The sequence below is a fragment of the Streptomyces sp. NPDC048018 genome, assembly GCF_043202995.1.
In the GTDB taxonomy this organism is placed as follows: domain Bacteria; phylum Actinomycetota; class Actinomycetes; order Streptomycetales; family Streptomycetaceae; genus Streptomyces.
On record NZ_JBIDBK010000005.1, the window covers coordinates 707,294 to 726,984 of the forward strand.

The window sequence follows — 19,691 nt, forward strand, 5'->3', positions numbered from 1 at the left end:
GATTGATCACCATGACGACGACGCCGAACCAGGTCAACCCCGTTCTCCGGACACCCCCGGCCTCCCCTGCGGCCGCCGCGGCCTACTTCTCCGCGAGTCTCGCCTTCCACGCCGACGTCTCCGACGTGGCCTCCGCGCTCGCCGACGCCCGGGCCACCGGCGGTGATCCCGGATTCGTCGTGCTCGACTCGCGTTCCACGGCCTCCTGGGACCAGGGGCACGTGCCGGGCGCCGTGCACCTGCCGACCGCGCTCATCCCCGAGCAGGCCGAGCAGCTGCTCGACCGGAACGTCCCGGTCGTCACGTACTGCTGGGGCCCCGGCTGCAACGGCGCCACGCGGGCCGCGCTGGCCCTCGCCGAGCGGGGCTTCCAGGTGAAGGAGATGCTGGGCGGCTTCGAGTACTGGGTGCGCGAGGGCTTCGCCTACGAGACCTGGGAGGGGCCGGCGCACAAGGAGGCCGACCCGCTGACGGCGCCGGTCGACGCGGACGACTGCGGCTGCTGACGGATACCGATTTCCGAACAGGGGTGTTCATGCCGTAAGGTGGTGTTCACCGACGCGGGGTGGAGCAGCTCGGTAGCTCGCTGGGCTCATAACCCAGAGGTCGCAGGTTCAAATCCTGTCCCCGCTACTCAGTAGCACGAAGGCCCGGATCCGGAAACGGATCCGGGCCTTCGTCGTTCCCGGGTGCCGCTCCTGATGTCCGGCTTGACCTTTACGCAACGTCAAGTTCTACCGTCGTGGTCATGGAGTGGTCGATCCAGGAGATCGCCAGGAAGGCCGGCACCACCAGTCGCACCCTGCGCCACTACGGCGAGCGGGGACTGCTGGAGCCGAGCCGGATCGGCGCGAACGGTTACCGGTACTACGACCAGGCGGCACTCGTGCGGCTGCAGCGGATCCTGCTGCTGCGCGAACTCGGGCTCTCCCTGCCCGCGATCGCCGAGGTCCTCGAAGGCCAGCGGGACACCTCGGTCGCCCTGCGCACGCATCTGGCCCTCCTGGAACAGGAGCGCGAGCGCATCGGGCGGCAGATCGAAGCCGTACGGACCACTCTCCACAAGACCGAGAGAGGAGAACGGCTCATGGCCGAGGAAGTCTTCGACGGCTTCGACCACACCCGGTACGAGGCCGAGGTGACCGAACGCTGGGGGCGGGAGGCGTACGAGCGCGGCGACCGCTGGTGGCGTTCGCTCGGCGACGCCGAGAGGAAGGCGTTCCAGGACGAGCAGGTCGCCATCGCCCGGGCCTACGCGGCGGCCGCCGCGAAGGGCCTCGCGGCCGGCGGCGAGGAGGTGCAGGAGATCACCCGGCGGCACCACGCCTGGCTGTCGGCCACGACCACGCCGAGCAAGGAGTACTTCATCGGGCTCGGGCAGATGTACGTCGACGACCCGCGCTTCAGGAAGAACTACGACCGGCACGGCGAGGGCACCGCCCTGCTCGTCCGGGACGCGATGCGGATCTGGGCCGAGCGGAACCTGTAGGGCCGTTCGGCGGGCCGGCCGCCCCCGGGCCCCCGCCCGCCGGTCGGCCCGTCGCCGGTCTGGGGCCGGCACTTCGGCGAGCGGGCCGGGGCGTCCCGCTCGGACGTGCGCGATGTCCGAAAGCGGCCCGTTCCTTTGCGCGGCCCGCTCGCGCCCCGTAATCTCACGCGCACCATGAGTGACCACGGTGCGACGATGCGCGAGGCAGGACGGCGGGCGCCCGCCGTCCTGCTGCTGTGCGCGCTCTTCGCGCTGCTCGCGGGTGTCTGTCACGGCGCGCACGGGCACTCCCTGCCGCTCGCCGCCGGCCCCGCCGGGGCCGGGTTCTCCGCCCCCGCCCCGCAGCACGGCTGCGAAGGGCCCGGCGAGGGCTGGTCCTTCGACGCGCATCTGCCCGCGCAGTCCCCGGGCACGCAGCTGTCGGCGCCGGCCGCCGCCGGCACCGTCCTCCCCGCCTACGCCGAGCCGTACCCCGGGGACCCGCGCACGCGCTGCGTCCGGGGCAGGGCGGGGCCCGGTCCCGAACCGGGCCGGCTGCTGATCACCCTCGGAGTGGACCGGAACTGACGCCGGGTCGCGCACCCCACGACTCCGGCTCCTTCCGTGCGTCCGCGCCAGTCCGCGCGGGCGCCTCACTCCAAGGGACGCACCCCATGACGCACCCCGCCCGCCTCCTCTCCGCCGCCGGGCAGACCGTCGGCAACACCCCCGTGCTGTGGGTGGACGACGGCTACTGGGCCAAGCTCGAAGGCTTCAACTTCGGCGGCATCAAGGACCGTGCCGCGCTCCACATGGTCGAGCAGGCCCGCCGCCGCGGCGCCCTGCGGCCCGGCGCCCCGATCGTCGAGTCGACCTCGGGGACCCTCGGCCTCGGCCTCGCGCTCGCCGGCGTCCTGCACGGGCATCCCGTGCACGTCGTGACCGACCCCGGCCTCGAACCCCTCGTGGAGCGGCTGCTCGTCGCCCACGGAGCCCACGTGCACGTGGTGCCCGAGCCCGGCCCGACCGGCGGCTGGCAGCAGGCCCGGATGGACCGGGTCGCCGAGCTGCTGACCTCCCTGGACGGCGCCTGGTGGCCCGACCAGTACGGCAACCCCGACAACCCGCAGGCCTACGCCGGGCTCGCCGCCGAGCTCGGCGAGCAGCTCGACCGGATCGACGTGCTGGTCTGCGCGGTCGGCACCGGAGGCCACTCGGCCGGCATCTCCCGCGCGCTGCGGGCCGGTTCCAGCCCGGCCCTGGAACTCGTCGGGGTGGACTCCGTCGGCTCCACCGTCTTCGGACTGCCGGCCGGCGAGCGTCTGATGCGCGGCCTCGGCTCCTCCATCCACCCCGGCAACGTCGACCACGGCGCCTTCGACGAGATCCACTGGGTGGCGCCCGCGGAGGCGGTCCGGGCGGCCCGCCGGCTGGCCGCCCGGCAGTTCGCGACGGGCGGCTGGAGCGTCGGCGCGGTCGCCCTGGTCGCCGGCTGGCTGGCCCGTACCCGGCCGCGCGGCACCCGGATCGCGGCCGTCTTCCCCGACGGGCCGCAGCGCTACTTCGACACCGTCTTCAACGACGAGTTCTGCACCGCGCACGGGCTGCTCGACGGCCCGGTGCGCACGGAGCCCGACGCCTGGACCGAGGGCGTGCCGGTGGACGGCTGGACCCGCCGGCGCCTCGACCGCAAGAACGGCGCGCGCCTCGGGGAGCGCGTGTGATGACGACGGCGACGGTCCCCGCCCGGGGCGGGATCTGGAAGCAGACGCGCACCTTCGACCCGGCCGTGCGGCTGCTCTTCCTCAACCAGCTCACCATCAACCTCGGCTTCTACATGCTGATGCCGTACCTGGCCGCCCATCTGGCCGACGGGCTCGGCATGGCGGCCTGGGCGGTGGGCCTGGTGCTCGGCGCGCGGAACCTGTCCCAGCAGGGCATGTTCCTGGTCGGCGGCGCGCTGGCCGACCGGCTCGGCTTCAAGCCGCTCATCGTCGCCGGCTGCGCCCTGCGGACGGTGGGCTTCGGGGCGCTCGCCTTCGCGCAGTCGCTGCCCATGCTGATCGCCGCCTCGCTGGCCACGGGCCTCGCGGGGGCGCTGTTCAACCCGGCGGTGCGCGCCTGCCTGGCGGCGGAGGCGGGGGAGCGGCGGGTGGAGGCGTTCGCGCTGTTCAACGTGTACTACCAGGCGGGCATCCTGCTCGGGCCGCTGGTCGGGGTGGCCCTGACGGGGGTGTCGTTCCGGCTGACGTGCGTGGTGGCGGCGGTGCTGTTCGCCGGCCTCACCGCCGTACAGCTGCGGCATCTGCCCGCGGGGCGGTCCGCGGAGGCGGCCGGGGACGGCGGGCGGACCGGCGGGCAGTTCCGCACGGTGCTCGCCCACCGGGTCTTCTGGCTGTTCTCGCTCGCGATGACCGGCTCGTACGTGCTGTCCTTCCAGGTCTATCTGGCGCTGCCGCTCGCCGCGGACGGCACGGCGGCGACCACGGCCCTGTTCGTGGTCTCGGCGCTGGTGGCGCTCGCCGGGCAGCTGCGGATCACCGCGTGGTGCCGGGCGCGGCTCTCCCGGGAGCGGTGTCTGGTGCTCGGGCTCGCCCTGATGGGGGCGGCGTTCCTGGTGCCGGCCGCGCTCGGGCGGTCCCTGGTGGGGCTGTTGCTGTGCGCGGCGGTCCTGGCGGTCGCGAACGCGGTGCTCTACCCGTACGAGATGGACACGGTCGTCGCCCTGGCCGGGGGCCGCTGGGTCGCCACCCACTACGGGCTCTACAACACGGTCTGCGGGATCGGCATCACGCTCGGGAACCTGGGCACCGGCGCCCTGCTCGACCTGACCGGCTGGTCGGCGACGCCCTGGCTGGTGCTGTGCGCGGTGGGTCTCGGGTGCGCGGCGGCCATGGCGGCGCTGGCCCGGGGCGGGCGGCTCGCGGTACGCCAACCGGCCGAGGAGGAGTCGCCGGGCCCCCGGGCCTGACGGCACGCTGGGACGGGCGCGGTACGGTCCGCCGCCGTGGACGGACCGGGCAGGAGAGCACAGGTGGGGCGAGCAGCGGCGGACGGCGTGGCGGGCGGTGAGGGCGCGGGCCGCCCCTACCGCGGCGCACGGCGCTTCCTGCGCGCGCTCCCCCCGCTGATCATCGTGGGCGGGGTCGTCTTCGACCTGTCGACCCCCGCCGCGTACACGGCGTCGCCGCTGTTCTCGGCGGCGCCGCTGATCGCCGCGCCCTTCTTCTCCACCCTGACCACGCTGCTCACGGGCATCGCCGCCGTCCTCGCCAGCATCGGCCTGCACTTCTACAACGGGACGGCCGACCAGATCCCGTCGCTGACCGAGACGCTGACGGTGGTCACCGTCTCGGCGCTCGCGCTGCTGATCAACCGGGTGGTGCGCAGGAGCGGCGAACGGCTCGCGTCGGCGCGGGTGATCGCGGAGACGGCGCAGCGGGCGGTGCTCCCGGCGCCCGCCGGCCGGATCGGCGGGCTGCAGATCGCGGCCCGTTACGAGGCGGCTCAGGCCGACGCGTTCATCGGCGGCGACCTGTTCGCGGTGCAGGAAACCCCGCACGGGGTGCGGCTCGTGGTCGGGGACGTCCGGGGCAAGGGGCTCGACGCGGTGGAGGCGGTGGCCGTGGTGCTGGGCGCCTTCCGGGAGGCGGCGGAGCAGGAGGGGACGCTGGAGGGGGTGGCCGCGCGCCTGGAGCGGGCCCTGGCCCGGGAGGGCACCCGGCGGGACGGTCTCGACGCCTTCGAGGGCTTCACGACCGCCGTGCTCGCCGAGATCCCGGGCGGCGACCGGGTCGTACGGGTGGTCAACCGCGGCCACCCCGAGCCGCTCCTGCTGCGCGAGGACGGCGGGGTCGAGCTGCTGCGGCCGAGCGATGCCGCGCTGCCGCTGGGGATGGGGGAGCTCGCCGCGTGGCCGGACCGGGCCGACGAGGCGTCCTATCCGCCGGGCTCGACGCTGCTGTTCTACACGGACGGGCTCTCGGAGGCGCGGGACGCGGACGGGGTCTTCTACGACCCGGGGGAGCGGCTCGCGGGGCGGCTCTTCCCGGGGCCGGAGGAACTGCTCGACGCGCTCGTGGCGGACGTGCGCCGGCACACCGGCGGGGGCGCGACGGACGACATGGCGCTGCTCGCGGTGAGCCGTCCGGCGGCCGGTCAGCCGGAGCGGCGGCGGACGATGCCGGTCGTGCCGGCGGGGGATCCGGGGGCTCGGTGACCGCTCGTAGTCGCAGGGTGTCCCTCCGATAACCATTGACGTAACGTCAGAAACGGGGCTCGTTACCGGCGCGTATCTGAGTGGAGCTCAAGTCGGGCGATTCCCTCCTAATTCAGTGAATGATCAAGAGGGACGGCTTGGAATCGAGTGGCCGGGTCTATTAACGTTCGATAACGCAGCGCGGTCGTCCCAGCCGCCGCAAGAGGCGGCACCGTGCGCACGCGCCGAATCCCGCAAGGGAACCGGGGAACCACCACTTGGGGTGAATCGGGCCCCACCGCACCCATGCGGCACGCCCGTAGGAGACCTTCCTGCTCCGAACCCGTCAGCTAACCCGGTAGGCGAAAGGAAGGAAAGGAGAGCGCCTCCGTGGCGTCCGACACCCCCGCTCCTCAAGCCCCCTTCGACTACTTCGACTCCGCCGGTGCGGCGGGCGCCGCGGGCGGCGAGGAATGGAACCCGACGGAGGACTCCCTGCGGGACCGCCGGTCCGGCGGACGGCACCGCGTCGTCAAGCAGCGCTCCAACTTCGCCCGCTCCTCCACCGTCCTCGGCGTCGGCGTCATCGCCGCTGTCGGTGCCGGCGGCCTGGCCACCGCCCAGCAGAAGCCCCCGGTCTCCATAGCCCTGCCGGACGTCGACCTGCCCGACGCCTCCGAGCTCCCCGGCGTCGGCGAGCTGATCGGCCACGACAAGAGCGACACGGGCGGCGCGGTCGGCAACACCACCCAGCCGCTCACCGCGCTCACCTACACCACCACCGACGCCACGGCCTCCGGCACCGGCGCACAGACCCGGACGCAGGCCGACGCCGGCGAGACCCTGCGCGCCCGCATCCTCCAGCAGGCCGAGCAGCAGCAGGCCGCCGCCGACGCCGCGGAGAAGGCGGCGGCGGAGAAGGAGGCCGCCGAGAAGGCCGCCGCGGAGGCCGCGGCCAAGGCGGACGCGGCGGAGAAGGCGGCCGCCGAGGCCGAGAAGAAGGCCGCCGAGGAGGCCGCGCGCAAGGCGGAGGCGGAGCGCCTGGCCAAGCTGGCCGCCGGCTTCTCGCTGCCCACCTCCTCCTACACGATCACCTCGACCTACGGCGAGGCCGGCTCGATGTGGTCCTCCGGCTACCACACCGGCCTGGACTTCGCTGCTCCCACCGGCACCCCGGTCAAGGCCGTCCACGGCGCCACCGTGAAGTCGGCCGGCTGGTCCGGCGCGTACGGCTACCGCATCGTCCTGGAGCTCGAGGACGGCACCGAGATCTGGTACTGCCATCTGTCCTCGATGACGGTCGGCGTCGGCCAGTCCGTCGGCACCGGCGAGACCATCGGCCGCGTCGGCGCCACCGGCAACGTCACCGGCCCGCACCTCCACCTGGAGGTCCACACCCCGTCCGGCGACGGCATCGACCCGGCGGGCTGGCTCCGCTCCAAGGGCCTGAGCATCTGACGTCCGTCCCCGCGGGACCCGTCCCGCGGGTCCCGGTGGCCAGGAATAGGCCCGACGGTGCGGACCGTTGACCACCCCATGACTTCTCTTCGCCGTCTTGGCCGTTCCGACCTGCACGTCTTCCCGCTCTCCCTCGGTGGCAACGTCTTCGGCTGGACCGCCGACGAGGCGCAGTCCTTCGCCGTCCTCGACGCCTACGCCGCCGCGGGCGGCAACTTCGTCGACACCGCCGACGTCTACTCGCAGTGGGCCGAGGGCAACGAGGGCGGTGAGTCCGAGACCGTCATCGGCCGCTGGCTCGCCTCCCGCGGCAACCGCTCCGACGTCGTCGTCGCCACCAAGGTCGGCGCCCACTCCCGCTACAAGGGCCTGGGTGCCACGAACATCAAGGCCGCGGCCGAGGAGTCGCTGCGCCGCCTCGGCACCGACTACATCGACCTGTACTACACGCACTTCGACGACGAGTCCGTGCCGGTCGAGGAGATCGTGACCGCCCTCGACCAGCTGGTGAAGGACGGCAAGGTCCGAGCCGTCGCCGCCTCCAACATCTCCCCGGAGCGGCTGCGCGCCTCGCTCGACTTCGCCGAGGCGGAGGGCCTCGCCCGTTACGTCGCCCTCCAGCCGCACTACAACCTGGTCTCCCGCGACACGTACGAGGGCCCGCTCCTCGACACCGCCGAGCAGGGCGGTCTCGCGGCCGTGCCGTACTACGGTCTCGCGGCCGGCTTCCTCACCGGCAAGTACCGTCCCGGTGCCGCCGTCGCCAGTGCCCGCGCCCAGGGGGCCGGCCGTCACCTGGAGACCGAGCGCGGACGGAAGGTGCTCGCCGCCCTCGACGCGGTGGCCGCGGCCCACGACGCCGAGCAGGCGTCGGTCGCCCTGGCCTGGCTGGCCTCCCGCCCGACCGTCGCCGCCCCGATCGCCTCGGCCCGCACGGTCGAGCAGCTCCCGGCGCTGATCGCGGCCACGCAGCTGAAGCTGACGGACGCGGAGCTGGCGGCGCTCACGGAGGCGTCGGAGGCCTGAGGCGCCGAGGCGCCGCCGGGGCCGAGGCGGCGTTGCGCCGCGAGGCCTGGCCCGGGCCGGCCGGTCGCGGCGGGCTAGCTCCGGTACGGGTTGTAGCCGCCGTAGTCCAGGTACTGCGGCGGCGCCCAGACCCGGCCGGTCGCCCGGGCCGCGTACGTGAGCGCAGGAGAGGCGACCTGCCGGCGCTGCCACAGGTGGTGCAGCAACTCCTGCTCGCGGGCCGTGAAGTCGGGCGCCGCCTGGCCGCGCCGGGCGCGGTGCCGCAGGAACGCCAGGGTCGTCGCGAACGCCTCGTACTCCCCGACGGCCTGCGCGGCCGGCTTGCCGAAGCTGCGCGCCGCGTATCCGCGGGCCAGCGCGCGGGCCCGCATGGAGGAGAGCGCCAGCGGTTCGTCGAGAGCGAGCCACCCGGCCGTCGCGTAGGCCGGGAGCTCGCCGGATATCGTGCGCAGCTCCTTCTGGCGGCTCCATATCGCGAGCCAGGTGAGCAGGGCGAAGACGGGCACCATGAACATGCCGTAGACGACGACGAACGCCAGCGGATGGAAGGTCGCCGACCCGTTCCACAGCGCGTGCATGCCCATGGCGCCGAGCAGGCCACCGACCGGCAGCAGCACCAGCCGGGTGCGGCGGAGCCGGGCGGTCGCCGGCAGCAGGGCGGCGAAGCCGAAGCCGAGGCCGGTGAGCGAGGTGAACAGGGGGTGCGCGAACGGGGACATGATCACCCGGACGAAGAACGTGCCCACCGTCGTCGAAAGGCCTCCGGTGCCGAGGTCCATGTCCTCACCGAAAGCGTTCCCCAGATAGAGGATGTTCTCGGTGAAGGCGAAGCCGGTGGCGGTGAAGCCCGCGTGGACGAGGCCGTCGACCGGGCCCGTGAAGTCCCTGCGCCGGAAGAGGAAGAGGAGCAGCACGGCCGCTCCCTTGGCCGTCTCCTCGACGACCGGCGCGACGGCCGTGGCCCCGAGGGTGTCGGCGGATCCGCGGTCGGCGGTGGCGCTGCTGATCCACTCCACGGCGAAGGAGTTGGCGAGGATCGCCACCAGGGTGGAGGCGAACGCTCCCCAGGCGAGCGCGAACAGCAGGTTCTTCCAGGGGGCCGGCTCGACCCGGTCGAGCCAGCGGAACGCGGCCAGGAGCAGGGGCACCGGCAGCACGGCGAGACCGAGGCCCACGAGGAAGCCCTCGGTGCCGGTCTCCTCCCGCACCAGCGCGAGGATCGCCAGCGCACAGATCGCGAGCGCGGTGATGAGCACGACGGCCCGGAGCAACCGGCTGCGCCAGAAGGCCTTGCGTGGCTTGTAGCGCCACTTGGCCCGCTCCGGGACGGCGGCGAAGTCCGGCTGGTCGCTCTCCAGGGCGGGCACGGGAGCGGGCGCGGGGATCACCGCGTGGGCTGGGGCGTTGCCGGACTCGGTGACGGGTCCGGCAGTGGGGTTCGACGACACGCAACGACCCTAACGAGCGCCGCCGACAGCGGCGAGGGAGTTCCCCGCAGCCTGTGGAAAACCTCCCGGGTCATGCCGTCCGGGTCGTGCCGTCCGGGTCGTGCCGTGCGGGTCAGGCCGGGTCGTGCCGTCCCGGTCGTGCCGTCCGGGTCAGGCCGGGTCGTGCCGTGCGGGTCAGACCGTGCGGGGTCAGGCCGGGCCGGGGAGCGGTGTCCGGTGTGTGCCGGACGCCGCGAGCCCGGCGTCGTCGCGACGACGCGGCTCAGAGCCCGGCGCGCCGGGTGAAGAGCAGATCGTGGACGACGTGGCCCTTGTCGAGGCCCTGGCCCTCGAAGCGGGTGAGCGGCCGGTAGCCGGGCCGGGGCGCGTAACCGCCGTCGGCCTGGGTGTTCTCGAAGTCGGGGTGCGCGTCGAGCACCTCCAGCATCTGCTCCGCGTACGGCTCCCAGTCCGTGGCGCAGTGCAGCAGACCGCCGGGCTTCAGACGCGGGGCGAGCAGGGTGAGGAACTCGGGCTGGATGAGCCGCCGCTTGTGGTGGCGCTTCTTGGGCCACGGGTCCGGGAAGTACACCCGGCAGCCGGCGAGGGACTCCGGCGTGAGCATCTCGCGCAGCAGGATGATCGCGTCGCCGTTGGCGACCCGCACGTTGGTGAGGCCGTTGCGGTCGGCCAGCCCGAGCAGGTTGCCCTGGCCGGGGGTGTGGACGTCGACGGCGAGGATGCCGGTGCCGGGGTCGGCGGCGGCCATCTGCGCGGTGGCCTCGCCCATGCCGAAGCCGATCTCCAGGACGACCGGCAGCCCGCCGAACATCTCGTCCAGGTCGAGGACCCGCTTGCCGTCGATGTCGAGGCCCCAGTCGGGCCAGCGCTTCAGCATGGCCTCGGCCTGGCCCGCGGTCACCCGGCTGCGCCGCGGCTGGAAGCTGCGGATCCGCCGCTCGAAGTGCGCCCCCGCGGGGTCGGGGGAGGGACCCTCGCCCGGCGCGAACATCCGGCTGCCCAGGCGTGCGACGGGCCGGCCGTCGTCGGCCGGAGCCGTGGCGGGACCGGCGGGGACGGGGGGCGCGGTGTTCTCAGGCTGCTCAGACACAATGCCCCCGATTCTACGGCGCACGGCACGATGACACCGGTGCCGCCGGGACCGGGCGGGGACCGCCGGGGGCGCGCCGGGGGTCGCCAGGGGGCCGCCCGAGGGGACCGCCAGGGGCCGCCCGGCGGACATCGATCCTGCCCGGGTCCGTGCTGCCGGCGGCGCACGTCGCCGGGGTGCCTGCCAGGAGAGCGCGGTGTCCGTTGCCCGAGGGTCCGCTAGAGGCGGTGTCCGTTGCCCGGGGGTCCGCTAGAGGAGGGCGAGTGCCCGGCCCGCCACTTCGCGTCCGATGGGCAGTGAGGCCGTCGCCGCAGGGGACGGTGCGTTGAGCACGTGCACCGTCCGGACCGACTCGCGGATCAGGAAGTCGTCCACGAGCGTGCCGTCCTTCAGCACCGCCTGTGCCCGGACGCCCGGCGTCGCCCGGCGCAGGTCGCGCTCCTCGACCAGCGGCAGCATGCGCCGGACCGCCTCCGTGAAGGCGCGCTTGGAGAGGGAGCGGTGCAGTTCGCCCGCGCCGTAGCGCCAGTGGGCGCGGGCGATCGCCCAGCTGCCCGGCCAGGCCAGGGTGCCGGCGAGCTCGCGGGGGCGGACGACCGTCCAGCCGTATCCCTCGCGGGCGAGCGCCGGGACCGCGTTCGGGCCGACGTGGACGCCGCCGTCGATGCCACGGGTGAGGTGGACGCCGAGGAAGGGGAAGGCCGGGTCGGGGACCGGATAGACCAGGCCGCGCACCAGTGAGGGGTCGGTCAGCTCGTAGTACTCGCCCCGGAAGGGGACGATCCGCATCTCCGGGTCGTCGCCCGCGAGCCGTGCCACCCGGTCGCAGTGCAGGCCCGCGCAGTTCACCAGGACCCGGCCGCGCACCACGCGCCCGGTGCCTGTGCGGACGGCCACGCCCCAGGGGCGCCGGTCCACGGCGGTGACCGCAGAGCCGTACAGGATCCGTGCCCCGGAGGCCTCGGCCAGCTTGGCGGCCACCGCCCCGTAGTCGACGATGCCCGTCGTGCCCACGTGGATCGCGGCGAGTCCGCGCACCCGCGGCTCGTACTCGCTGATCTGCGCCGGGCCCAGCTCGCGGACCGGGATCCCGTTCTCCCGGCCGCGCTGCACGAGCGCGTGCAGCCGGGGCAGCTCCTCGCGGTCGGTGGCCACGATCAGCTTGCCCGTGACCTCGTGGGGGATGCCGTACTCGGCGCAGAACTTCACCATCTCCGCCGCGCCCTCGACCGCGAAGCGCGCCTTGAGGGAGCCGGGGCGGTAGTAGATCCCGCTGTGGATCACGCCGCTGTTCCGGCCGGTCTGGTGGCGGGCCGGGGCGTGCTCCTTCTCCAGGACCGTGACCCGGGTGCCCGGGGCGGCGCGCGTGATCGCGTACGCCGTCGACAGACCGACGATTCCGCCGCCGATCACCAGCACGTCACAGTCATACCGGACAGACACCTGCGCCACCTCCCACCCCTGATAGTGCACTGGCCCACTGACAATGCCGCTAAACCGCCCGCCCACTGGGACGCGCGTCACGCCGGAGCCACGAGCAGCGGACGGGCCCGCTCCCGCAGCTCCATGACGCGCGGTTCGTCCCCGTACGGTTCGAGCCGGTGCAGCAGGTCCCGGACGTATTCGGTGGTCCGCGCCGACGAGATCCGCCCGGCCACCTCCACCGCGCGCGTGCCGGCGGCGCAGGCCGCGTCCAGGTTGCCCGACTCCAGCTCCGCGACCGCCGACACCACGAGCCGCAGGCCGTGCGAGCGGACGAACTCCTCGGTGGGCCGGGACAGCGCCTGCTCGGTGAAGCGGCGCACCTGCCGGGGCAGCTTCAGGTCGCGGTAGCACTCGGCGGCGTCGGCGCAGAACCGGTCGTACGAGTAGAAGCCGAGCCAGGTCGGGTCGGGGTCCCCCGCGCGGGAGCGCTCCAGCCAGCCCTCGGCGGCCTTCAGCGCGGCGGCGGCCGCCGTCCCGTCGCCCGCCTTGGCGTGCGCGCGGGCCTCGACGAGCCGGAAGAAGGACATGGTGCGGGCGGTGGCCAGGCCCCGGTTGCGTTCGAGCGCGGCCTGGGCGAGGTCGACGCCCTCGTCGGCGAAGCCCCGGTAGGTCGCCTGGAGCGACATCGACGCCAGCACGTAGCCGCCCAGGGGCACGTCCGCGGCGGCGCGGGCGAGCCGCAGCGCCTGGATGTAGTAGCGCTGGGCGGCCTCCTGCTGGCCGGTGTCGAAGGCCATCCAGCCGGCCAGCCGGGTCAGCTCGGCGGTCGCGCCGAACAGGGCGCGGCCGACCTCGTCCGAGTACGAGCCGAGCAGCAGCGGCGCGGCGTCCACGCGTAAGCACTCGGGGACCATGGAGGAGCGCCAGTCGCCGCCGCCGTACTTGGAGTCCCAGCGGCGCGCGTCCTCGGCGGCCTCGCGCAGCTTGGCCACGTCGCTGTGCCCCACGCGCGCGTGCTCCGCGTTCTCGCCCGCGCCGACGGCCGCGGCCGCGGCCGTGACCGGGCCGATGGCCGGTGCCAGGCGCGTGACCGCCCGTTCCACCGACGGATCGGCGGGCGTGATCAGCCAGCGCGAGGCGGGTGTGGCGTAGGCGCTCACGGAGAAGGAGCCGGCGAGCGACTGCCAGATCCCGCTGCCGCTGCGGCGACCGGCCAGATCCAGCCGGTACAGCTCGGTGGCGGCGCGGACCGCCTCGCCGACGTCGCGCGGGAAGGCGAGTCCCACCTCCGGCGCCGGGTCGGCGTCGGCGAGCCCGATCTCGTGCAGCGGCACGGGCCGGCCGAGCTTCTGGCCGATGGCGGCCGCGATCAGGTGCGGGGCGGCGCCCTGCGGCACCATGCCCTTCGACACCCAACGCGCCACCGACGTCTTGTCGTAACGAAGCGTCAGACCTCTTTGCGCGCCGAGGTCGTTGACGCGCCGGGCGAGCCCGGCATTGCTGATTCCCGCGAGGGCGAGAACCGTGCCGAGCTTTTCGTTCGGCCCGCGTTGCTCCCTGGACATGACGCCACCCCTCGACACGACACCCAGACGGCCGCCACGACGCCGGGCATAGGCGTGCGGCATTCGTAAGCACAGCGTAGTTCGCCGGATCCCGACCGTTAAGGGGCGGTGTTCCGTATGGCGAGATTGTTGTGGGATGGAATGAGTGGCGGGTCCGGCGCCGCCCGTCGTGCTCCCGCCGTGTGGCCGTGCGCCCGCCCGTGCGCTCTCGTCGGGTGCCGGGGGGAGCGCTTCCATGAGTCCTGCGTGGGTCGGCCCACTTGGCCGAGGACCGACGGTCCGGTCCGGTGGGCTGGGGGACACCGTCGCCCCATTCCCCGCGGGCGACGGGCGGCTCCGGGAGGCGACCGCCTCCCGGACTGCCGGAGACCTCCAGGAGTGGTCTCCGGCCTGCCGGGGGTCGAGAATGGCCGAAAGGCGCCCGTTCCTGCGCCCGGTTCAACTGGCCCATGCCAGGGGCGCATTCGCGTTCCGGCGATGCCTTCTGTGATACCTCCTGTGCGCCCTCGGCATGGCAGCATGTCCTCCACTCGACCTTTGTGGAGGCGGCGATGCGGTGGCTGGTGGGCTGGAGCAGTGTCGCCGCGCGCTTCGGCGCACCGCTCGCGTCCCCGCCCGGCTCGGCCGGCGCCGTCGGCGACCCCGCCGAGGGGCGCACGGTGCACCCGGTCGGCGCGCAACTCCTGTGGGGCGATCCCGATCCGCTGTGGGCGGTCGGCGACTGGCGCCCCGACGAGGTGCGCCTGGTCTCCGTCGACGAGCACACCCGGCTCGCCGTGCTCGGCTGCTGCGCCGCGAGCGACGAGGAACTGCGGCGCGGACTGCTGACCGCGCGCGGGGGCGCACTGCGGCATATGACCGCGTGGCCCGGCAGCTACACCGCGGTCGTCAGGATCGGCCGCCGCATCACCGTCACCGGTGATCTCGCGGGCGCCCGGCCGGTGTTCCACACCCCGTGGGCGGGCGGCACGGCCTACGCGACCGCCGCCCTGCCGCTCGCCGACCTCACCGAGGCCCAGCTCGACATCGGGCACCTGGCGGCGCTGCTCGCCTGCCCTGAGACCCCCGAGGCGCTGCGCGACTCCACCCCGTACGAGGGGGTGCGCCGGGTGCCGCCCGGGCACGCGCTGATCCTGCGCGAGGGCTCGCGCGAGATCACCGGCTACGAGCCGGTCGCCTCGCTCGCCGTCGCCGCGCCCCAGGCGGATCCGCGGCAGGCCGTCGAGGCGGTGCGGGACGCGCTCGTCGAGTCCGTGCGCGCCCGGCTCACCGCGCCCCGGCACGCCCCCGAGGTGCCGCTGCCCGACCCGGGGCCCGTGCCCGGCATGGGCCCGGCCGACCGGCGCGCGGCCCGTGGCGGCGCGCCCGCGCCCGGGATCGGCGCCGACCTGTCCGGCGGCAGCGCGTCCGGCACCCTCGCCCTTCTCGCGGCCGGGCTGCCGGGAGTGCCCGGCACGATCCTCGGCCACGGCACCGGCGCGGGGGAGCGGCTCCTGGCCGTCACCTTCAACGACCTGGCCGGCGCCGGCAGCCCGGACGAACTGGCCCGGGCCCGCGAGATCGCCGCCAACCCGCGGCTGCACCACGTGGTGGTCGCGGCCGGTGAGGAGGCGCTGCCGTACGCGGACCTCGACGGGCCGCTCACGGACGAACCGGGCCCGTCCCTGGTGTCGGCCGAGCGGCACCGCCGGCGGCTCGCCGGGGGCAGCGCGGACCACCTCACCGGCTTCGGCGCCCGCCAGGTCCTGGACGCCCATCCGGCGCGTCTCGCGGACCTGCTGATGGACCGTCGGCGCCGCTCGCTGGTGCGCCCGGTGACCGCCCTGGCCAAGGCGTCGGGCCCCTCGGCGGGCGCGCTCCTGGTGCCCCTCCAGGTCTACCGGGCGGCCCGGCGCCTCGCCCGTACGCCGTACCGCACCGGCCTGGAGGCGGCCGCCACGCGCGTGCTGGAGGCCAACCGCGCACCCGCCGGGTCCTACGGCCCCCTGGAGGCCTCGCTGTCCGCCCTCGCGTGGTCGCGGCCGGGACCCGCGGCGCGGTGGCTGACGGGGGAGGCGCTGGCGGAGGTGTCGTTCCGGCTGAACCGGGCGGCGACCCTGCCGGCCGCCGTCCAGCGTCCGGGCGAGGCACGCGCGCGTGCCGCCCTGGTCCGGGCCGCCGCCGACCTCCGGGTCCTGGAGCAGGCCGCGGAGGTCCGCAGCCAGCGTCTGCACGCCCCCTTCCTGGACAACCAGGTCGTCCGGGCCTGCCGCGCCCTGCCCGAATCGCTGCGCGTCCAGCCCGACGCGCGCGCGACGGTGCTGCGCACCGTCCTCGCGGGCGCCGGCATCCACGACCTGCCGCCCGGCTGGGGTGCCCCGCACCCGGCGGTCCCGGCCACCGCCACCCGGGCGGGCCTGCGCGCCGCCCTCCCGCAGCTCCTCGCCCTCTTCGACGCCCCGCTCCTCGCCGACGCGGGCCTGATCGAGGCCCGCGTGGTGCGCCGCGCCCTGCGGGCGGCCGCCGACGGCGAGCAGGTCCCCCTCGACGGCCTCGCCGACCTGATCTCCACCGAACTCTGGCTGCACCGCCTCCTCGCCCGCCGCGGCTCCTGCTGGACGGGCACGGCCGCCCCACGCCACCGCGCGGTCCCGGGCCCCCTCATCCCCACCGCCCGGTCCCTGCCGGCGTGAGGAGCGACGCCGCCGAAACGTCACAGCACGCTCGCTCGACGAGACGGTCCCCCGGTTCAGGCGGCCCTTCCAGCCCGACGCCGGGCGCCGGGGCTTCCCGGGAGCCGGTAAACCCCGAGGCGCGCGGCATCCCCAGCCGCGACAATGGGCCGGTGCGTTATCTGATCCTCGGCACCACCGACGCCCTCGACGCCCAGGGCGCGTCCCTGCCCCTCGGCGGGGCCCGGCTGCGGGCGCTGCTCGCCGCGCTCGCGTTGCGCGGAGGACGCACGGTGTCCGTCGGGGAGCTGGTCGACGACGTGTACGGGGACGAGCCCCCGGCCGACGCCCAGGCCGCGCTGCAGGCGCTCGTGGGGCGGCTGCGGCGCGTGCTCGGGAAGGACGCCGTGGCGTCCGGGCCGGGTGGGTACCGGCTGGTGGCCGGGCCCGACGACATCGACCTCCACGTGTTCGAGCGGCAGGTGCGGGACGCCGGGGCCCGGCTCGGCGCCGGCGACGCCGAGGCCGCCGCCGCGCTGCTGCGCACCGCGCTCGGGCTGTTCCGGGGCCCCGCCCTCGCCGACCTGCCCGAGTCCGCCGGCGTGCGCCCCGAGGCCCAGCGGCTCGCCGCGCTGCGGCAGCGGGTCGAGGCCGACCTGCGCCGCGGCGCCACCGCCGGGCTCGTACCCGAACTGACCGAGCTGACCGGCGCGTACCCGTACGACGAGACCTTCCACGCCCAGCTGATCCGCGCCCTGCGCGCCGAGGGCCGCCCGGCCGACGCCCTCGCCGCCTACGAGGCCGCCCGCCGCACCCTCGCCGACGGGCTCGGCGCCGACCCCGGCCCCGAGCTCACCGCCCTGCACGCCGAGCTGCTCGCCGGCGGGCCCCCCGCCCCGAGGCGCCCCGAGCCCGTCGCCGAGGCCGGCAACATCCGCCCGCGGCTCACCTCGTTCGTCGGCCGCGAGCCCGAACTCACCGCGCTCCGCGCCGACCTGGAGCGCTCCCGGCTCGTCACCCTCACCGGCCCCGGCGGCTCCGGGAAGACCCGACTCGCCGAGCAGGCCGCCCTCCGGGCCGCCGGCGCCGCCGCCTGGATCGCCGAGCTCGCCCCGCTCGACGACCCCGAGGCCGTACCCGGCGCGGTCCTCTCCGCCCTCCGCCTGCGCGAGACCAACCTGATCACCCGTGAAGGGCTGCCCCTCCGGGACGACCCCACCGCCCACCTCGTCGAGCACCTGTCCCGGCGGTCCCTGCTCCTCGTCCTCGACAACTGCGAGCACGTCGTCGGCGCCGCCGCAGCCCTCGCCGAGACCCTCCTCACCCACTGCCCCGACCTGCGGATCCTCGCCACCAGCCGGGAGCCCCTCGGCGTCCCCGGCGAGGCCGTCCGCCCCGTCGAACCCCTCCCGCCGGCCCCCGCCCACCGGCTCTTCGCCGAACGGGCCCGGGCCGTCCGCCCCGCCTTCCGCCCCGAGGACGACCTCCCGGCCGTCGACGAGATCTGCCGCCGCCTCGACGGCCTCCCGCTCGCCATCGAGCTCGCCGCCGCCCGGCTGCGGCTGCTCACCCCCCGCCAGATCGCCGACCGCCTCGACGACCGGTTCCTCCTCCTCACCTCCGGCTCCCGCACCGTCCTGCCCCGCCAGCAGACCCTGCGGGCCGTCGTCGACTGGTCCTGGGAGCTGCTCGAACCGGAGGAGCGCGACCTGCTCCGCCAGGCCTCCGTCTTCGCCGGCGGCTGGGACCTCGCCGCCGCCGAGGCCCTGGACCCGGCCGCCCCCGGCACCGCCGACACCCTCGGCGCCCTCGTCGACAAGTCGCTGGTCGTCGCCACCCCCACCGACGACGGCGAGATGCGCTACCGCCTCCTGGAGACCATCCACGAGTACGCGGTCGAGCGGGCGGCCGAGACCCCCGAGCTGCTCGCCGCCGCCGAGGCGGCGCACACCGCCCACTTCACCGCCCTCGCCGAACGGGCCGAGCCGCTGCTCCGCTCCGGCGAACAGCTCCCGTGGATCGCCCGCATCGAGCGGGAACTCGACAACATCCGGGCCGCCTTCCACCGCGTCAGCCTCACCGCCCCGGACGAGACGGCCGCGCTCCGGCTGGTCTTCGCCATGGGCTGGTTCTGGTGGTTGCGCAACTACCGCCCCGAGGGCCTCGCCTGGGTCGAGCGCGTCATCCGGCTCGGCGACGACCCCGAGGACCCCGCCGACCCGCGCTACTGGCCCCGCATGCAGCTGCGGATGCTGTACCTCTTCCTCGCCCTGGAGAGCCAGGCCCTGCCCGCGCTGGAGGGCGCCCCGGAGACCGTCGCCCTCATCGAGCGGGTGCGGGGCGCCTTCTCCTCCGAATCCGGCCCGCAGTCCGCCCGCTTCCCGGGCCTGCTCTGGCCGTTCACCGCCTACTTCACCGACGAACCCCGCGAGGTGCGCGCGCTCCTCGACGTCGCGGTCGCCAACGCGCGCCGGTTCGGCGGGGAGTGGGAGACGGGCGTCTCGCTGATGTTCCGCACCCACATGGTCATCGACATGCCGGGCGGCATGCCCGGGGTCGACGACGACCTCGCCGAGCTGCGCGAACTGTCCCGGCGGGTCGGTGACCGCTGGATGCGGGCGCAGGTCGCGAGCGCCGCCGGTGAGGCCAACATGGTGCGCGGCCGGCACGAGGAGGCGCGTGAGGCGTACGAGGAGGCGCTGGGGCTCGCGCGTGAGGTCGGCGCGCACGCCGAGGCGCCGTTCCTCATCGCCCGGCTCGCCGAACTCGACTTCCGCGTCGGCGACGTGACCGCCGCCGCCAAGGGCCTCGACGAGGCGTCGGCGATGGCCGAGCGCCACCACGTCCGCGACGGCGCGACGTACGTCCGCTTCCTGCGGGCCGGCATCGCGCTCTTCGAAGGAGATCTCGCCGCCGCCCGCGCGCACATGGAGGCGGCCGGCACGGTGATGGACGAGAGCACCCCGCCGCCGCACTTCCAGGCCCTCGTGACGGGGCTCGCCGCCCGGATCGAGGCCCACGAGGGCGCGGGCCGGGCGGCCGTCGCCCATGCTGCCGAGGCCCTGCACATGGCAGCGGAGGCCCAGTGCGCCGAGGTCTTCGCGGCCTCGCTCGCCGAGGGCGTCGCCACCACGCTCGCCCTCACCGGCGAACCCGCCCTCGCCGTCGGCGTCCTGGCCGCCGCCGACACCTGGCGCGGCGACATCCCGCGCGCGGTGCCGGAGCTGCGCGAGGCGGAGGACCTCAGGGCCCGGACCCGTGCCGTGCTCGACCCCGCCGCCTACACGGCCGCGTACGAGGCCGGGCGCGCGTTCACCGCCGAGGACATCCTGACCCGTGTGGCGCCGTACGCCGGCTGACGT

Annotated in this window: 14 protein-coding genes, 1 tRNA gene and 1 riboswitch; of the genes, 11 read left to right on the forward strand and 4 right to left on the reverse strand. The window is 75.1% G+C overall.

What is annotated here, in order from left to right:
- The first annotated feature begins 11 nt into the window (after positions 1–11).
- The 9 genes from ACGF1Z_RS23215 (at position 12) to ACGF1Z_RS23255 (ending at position 8,150) form a co-directional block, all read left to right on the forward strand.
- Positions 12–506, forward strand: coding sequence for a rhodanese-like domain-containing protein (locus ACGF1Z_RS23215; protein ID WP_393006852.1), 495 nt, complete (start codon positions 12–14; stop codon positions 504–506).
- A gap of 53 nt (positions 507–559) precedes the next feature.
- Positions 560–633 (forward strand) — tRNA-Met (locus ACGF1Z_RS23220).
- Between the two features lie 115 nt (positions 634–748).
- A complete protein-coding gene (locus tag ACGF1Z_RS23225; protein ID WP_393006854.1) occupies positions 749–1,489 on the forward strand; it encodes a MerR family transcriptional regulator in 741 nt (246 codons plus the stop codon).
- Between the two features lie 174 nt (positions 1,490–1,663).
- Entirely contained in the window at positions 1,664–2,056 is a 393-nt protein-coding gene (locus ACGF1Z_RS23230) for a hypothetical protein (RefSeq protein WP_393006856.1), read from the forward strand.
- A gap of 86 nt (positions 2,057–2,142) precedes the next feature.
- Positions 2,143–3,192, forward strand: coding sequence for a PLP-dependent cysteine synthase family protein (locus ACGF1Z_RS23235; RefSeq protein ID WP_393006857.1), 1,050 nt, complete (start codon positions 2,143–2,145; stop codon positions 3,190–3,192).
- Positions 3,192–4,439: an MFS transporter gene (locus ACGF1Z_RS23240; RefSeq protein ID WP_393006859.1), complete on the forward strand. Its 1,248-nt coding sequence runs from the start codon at positions 3,192–3,194 to the stop codon at positions 4,437–4,439. Before ACGF1Z_RS23235 ends, ACGF1Z_RS23240 begins: the two co-directional genes overlap by 1 nt.
- A 63-nt stretch (positions 4,440–4,502) precedes the next feature.
- Positions 4,503–5,687, forward strand: a complete 1,185-nt coding sequence (locus tag ACGF1Z_RS23245; protein WP_393006861.1) for a PP2C family protein-serine/threonine phosphatase — start codon at positions 4,503–4,505, stop codon at positions 5,685–5,687.
- A 212-nt stretch (positions 5,688–5,899) separates the two neighbouring features.
- Positions 5,900–6,045, forward strand: a riboswitch (cyclic di-AMP (ydaO/yuaA leader).
- An 11-nt stretch (positions 6,046–6,056) separates the two neighbouring features.
- Positions 6,057–7,124, forward strand: coding sequence for a M23 family metallopeptidase (locus tag ACGF1Z_RS23250; protein WP_393006863.1), 1,068 nt, complete (start codon positions 6,057–6,059; stop codon positions 7,122–7,124).
- Positions 7,125–7,202: 78 nt separating this feature from the next.
- Positions 7,203–8,150 (forward strand): aldo/keto reductase, encoded by a 948-nt coding sequence (locus ACGF1Z_RS23255; RefSeq protein WP_393006865.1) that lies wholly within the window; start codon positions 7,203–7,205, stop codon positions 8,148–8,150.
- A 74-nt stretch (positions 8,151–8,224) separates the two neighbouring features.
- On the opposite strand, the gene ACGF1Z_RS23260 is transcribed toward ACGF1Z_RS23255, so the two are convergent.
- The 4 genes from ACGF1Z_RS23260 to ACGF1Z_RS23275 all read right to left on the reverse strand — a co-directional run bounded on the left by ACGF1Z_RS23260 (position 8,225) and on the right by ACGF1Z_RS23275 (position 13,678).
- Complete coding sequence (locus tag ACGF1Z_RS23260; RefSeq protein ID WP_393006946.1) at positions 8,225–9,538, reverse strand: PrsW family intramembrane metalloprotease; 1,314 nt, start codon at positions 9,536–9,538, stop codon at positions 8,225–8,227.
- A 322-nt stretch (positions 9,539–9,860) separates the two neighbouring features.
- Positions 9,861–10,688 carry a tRNA (guanosine(46)-N7)-methyltransferase TrmB gene (gene trmB, locus ACGF1Z_RS23265; RefSeq protein WP_393006867.1) on the reverse strand — a complete coding sequence of 276 codons (828 nt, stop codon included), beginning with the start codon at positions 10,686–10,688 and terminating at the stop codon, positions 9,861–9,863.
- Between the two features lie 249 nt (positions 10,689–10,937).
- Positions 10,938–12,131: an L-2-hydroxyglutarate oxidase gene (lhgO, locus tag ACGF1Z_RS23270; protein WP_376637927.1), complete on the reverse strand. Its 1,194-nt coding sequence runs from the start codon at positions 12,129–12,131 to the stop codon at positions 10,938–10,940.
- Positions 12,132–12,208: 77 nt separating this feature from the next.
- Positions 12,209–13,678: an MFS transporter gene (locus tag ACGF1Z_RS23275; RefSeq protein ID WP_393006869.1), complete on the reverse strand. Its 1,470-nt coding sequence runs from the start codon at positions 13,676–13,678 to the stop codon at positions 12,209–12,211.
- 551 nt (positions 13,679–14,229) lie between these two features.
- Between ACGF1Z_RS23275 and ACGF1Z_RS23280 the strand changes: the two genes are divergently transcribed.
- Both ACGF1Z_RS23280 and ACGF1Z_RS23285 read left to right on the forward strand, forming a co-directional pair.
- A complete protein-coding gene (locus ACGF1Z_RS23280) occupies positions 14,230–16,350 on the forward strand; it encodes an asparagine synthase-related protein (protein WP_393006871.1) in 2,121 nt (706 codons plus the stop codon).
- Positions 16,351–16,502: 152 nt separating this feature from the next.
- The gene (locus tag ACGF1Z_RS23285; RefSeq protein WP_393006873.1) at positions 16,503–19,688 is read left to right on the forward strand and encodes an ATP-binding protein; all 3,186 of its coding nucleotides are present in this window, start codon (positions 16,503–16,505) and stop codon (positions 19,686–19,688) included.
- Positions 19,689–19,691 lie beyond the last annotated feature (3 nt).